The 2367-nt window shown below is 36.9% G+C and carries 4 protein-coding genes; 3 read left to right on the plus strand and 1 reads right to left on the minus strand.

Annotation, left to right across the window (positions count from 1 at the left end; genetic code table 11):
* Positions 1–63: 63 nt before the first annotated feature.
* From ACFVSH_RS25525 to ACFVSH_RS25535, 3 genes are all read left to right on the plus strand, one after another.
* Positions 64–819, plus strand: coding sequence for an exodeoxyribonuclease III (locus tag ACFVSH_RS25525; RefSeq protein ID WP_260288319.1), 756 nt, complete (start codon positions 64–66; stop codon positions 817–819).
* Between the two features lie 63 nt (positions 820–882).
* Entirely contained in the window at positions 883–1287 is a 405-nt protein-coding gene (locus tag ACFVSH_RS25530) for a cytosolic protein (protein WP_387598867.1), read from the plus strand.
* Positions 1288–1302: 15 nt separating this feature from the next.
* A complete protein-coding gene (locus ACFVSH_RS25535) occupies positions 1303–1581 on the plus strand; it encodes an HNH endonuclease (protein ID WP_387598864.1) in 279 nt (92 codons plus the stop codon).
* A 41-nt stretch (positions 1582–1622) separates the two neighbouring features.
* Here ACFVSH_RS25535 and ACFVSH_RS25540 read toward each other — a convergent pair whose 3' ends face one another.
* On the minus strand, positions 1623–2144 hold the full coding sequence (locus ACFVSH_RS25540) for a DUF2179 domain-containing protein (RefSeq protein WP_034306915.1): 522 nt from the start codon (positions 2142–2144) through the stop codon (positions 1623–1625).
* Between the last annotated feature and the right edge of the window lie 223 nt (positions 2145–2367).

The following is a 2367-nucleotide window of genomic DNA, read 5'->3' on the forward strand; positions in this document are numbered from 1 at the left end:
CAGATTAATAGTATAGTTGAAATGTAAAGAAATTAATTGGCCATAAGGAGAATTAAAGAAAATATGAAATTGGTTTCCTGGAATGTGAATGGAATAAGGGCTTGTGTAAAAAAAGGATTTTTAGATTACTTTAAAGAAGTGGATGCAGATATTTTTTGCCTTCAAGAAACTAAGCTACAAGAAGGGCAGATTTCACTTGAGTTGGAAGGGTACCATCAATATTGGAATTATGCATTGAAAAAAGGATATTCCGGTACAGCCATTTTCACGAAGGAAAAACCGCTTTCCGTCAAATATGGCGTAGGGGAGCTGAACGAGGAGCCGGAAGGCAGGATCATAACACTGGAATTCGAGAAATTTTATATGGTGAATGTTTATACACCCAATGCAAAAAGGGATTTATCCAGGCTTAATTACCGTCTCGAATGGGAAGATGAAATGATAAATTATCTTAAGGAACTGGACTTGGTGAAGCCGGTTATCTTTTGTGGGGACCTTAATGTCGCACATTCTGAGCTGGATTTAAAAAACCCAAAAACCAATATTGGGAATTCCGGTTTCACTAATGAAGAGCGCGGAAAGATGACTGAATTACTTGATGCAGGTTTTATCGATACTTTTCGTCATTTTTATCCGGACCGGGAAGGTGCCTATAGTTGGTGGTCATATATGGCTAAAGTGAGAGAGCGGAATATTGGGTGGAGAATCGATTATTTCATTGTTTCAAAACGTTTGGCAGATTCCTTAAGAGAGGCTAACATTCACTGCGATGTCATGGGCAGCGATCATTGCCCGGTTGTCTTGGAAGCAAATCTCTAAATCGAATAAATCCTGTTAAATGGGGATACTAATGGTTATCCATATTCAACAGGAGGTTAGATTATGAACACATTTATCGTGGGCTTTCATCAGGAAGATAATGTAGACAGCATGCAAGTGCAAAAATTGACGTCGGCTGAGTTTGAAAAATCAACATCACGCGGTTTTCGCAGATTATTTGAACTGGATACAAATATCGGGTATTTCGTTTTTTTTGATGCTGAAGATGATGAGGGTGATTTATCTCATCTAGTTTTACAGTATGAAGAAGATAGTCAGGATCCAAGTGATTGTTATTCCTTTACTAAAAATGATTTTTATGAGTTCATGGCTCTTTATTTACAAGGGATGGATGAAGTGGAAGCGGAGAATGAAGAAGATGATGACAATGAAGAGTATGGACCAATCCACCATCTTGCCCATTTGATGTTTCATATTGTTGAAGAAGGAAAATCCGTAAAGCCATAATGGACGAGTTATGAAATGAAAGGTACTTGTGAGCTTTGTGACAGGGATGAGATAGAACTGACCATCCATCATTTAACACCTAGAGAATTAGGCGGCAGCCATTTACCCATTGCCTATCTCTGTAAATCTTGTCACAAACAGATTCACGCCCTGTATTCAAACCGAGAGCTGGCCTTCCGACTGAATACCGTGCTATTGCTGAAAGATGATGAAGCATTAAAAAAATACTTAAAGTGGATTAAAAAACAACCAGTAACGAGGGCTGTGAAGATTAGAAAATCAAAAACGAAATAATGCAAAAGCCCATCTTGAAAAGATGGGCTTTTACATTTCATTCAGCTTGCTTTATTTTTCAACCGATCCAATAAAAATCCACCTTTAAAATAACGTGGTTCATATGAAATGATGAAAGCCTTAGGTTCAAACTTTTCAACGGTTGCTATCAATTCTTGTTCCCGATTGCGTTTTGTCAAAATTTCCATGCGATAACGGTTGCTATCCCTGCCCTCGCCCGTATAAAGAGTTACACCAAATCCGTTGTTCCTCAGTGTATCTACCAAATGTTCATTTTTGGTTTGAGTATTAACGGTTACATTAATAAAACCGATGGCAAGTTTCTGCTCAATTTTCGTACCAAAAATTATTCCGATTCCAAAACCGACTGCATATACAACCATGGCGAGTATGCTTTGGTCACCGCCAAATACTAGGGATAAACCAAAAACGTATATTAACATTTCCGCTATACCAAGTATCGAGGCAAGTATGGTAATATTTTTTACTAAGAAAATGGTTCGCAACGTGTAAATCGGAACATAAATAAGTTGTAATAGTAGAATCAGAAGTATTTCTTTCACTTGAGCACCTCACCAACATCTTCCAGTTAAATTAGACGTTTCAACTTGGGGATTGTTCATTCCATAAGTAACATCTTCCATAATCTAACCACAATATAATAGTGGAATTCAATGGGGAATATTATGTATTTTTTGTGTCATTTCCAGCAACACAAAATTAAAATCCCATAAGATTTTTCAATATTCTTTTTTTGAATAATTTGGTATCATTATCCTAATTAAT

Source organism: Peribacillus sp. NPDC058002, assembly GCF_042886655.1.
Lineage (GTDB): Bacteria > Bacillota > Bacilli > Bacillales > DSM-1321 > Peribacillus > Peribacillus aracenensis.

Coding starts and splice junctions, on each gene's coding strand:
- ACFVSH_RS25525 (WP_260288319.1), top strand. CDS start 64: ATGAAATTGGTTTCCTGGAATGTGAATGGAATAAGGGCTTGTGTAAAA.
- ACFVSH_RS25530 (WP_387598867.1), top strand. CDS start 883: ATGAACACATTTATCGTGGGCTTTCATCAGGAAGATAATGTAGACAGC.
- ACFVSH_RS25535 (WP_387598864.1), top strand. CDS start 1,303: ATGAAAGGTACTTGTGAGCTTTGTGACAGGGATGAGATAGAACTGACC.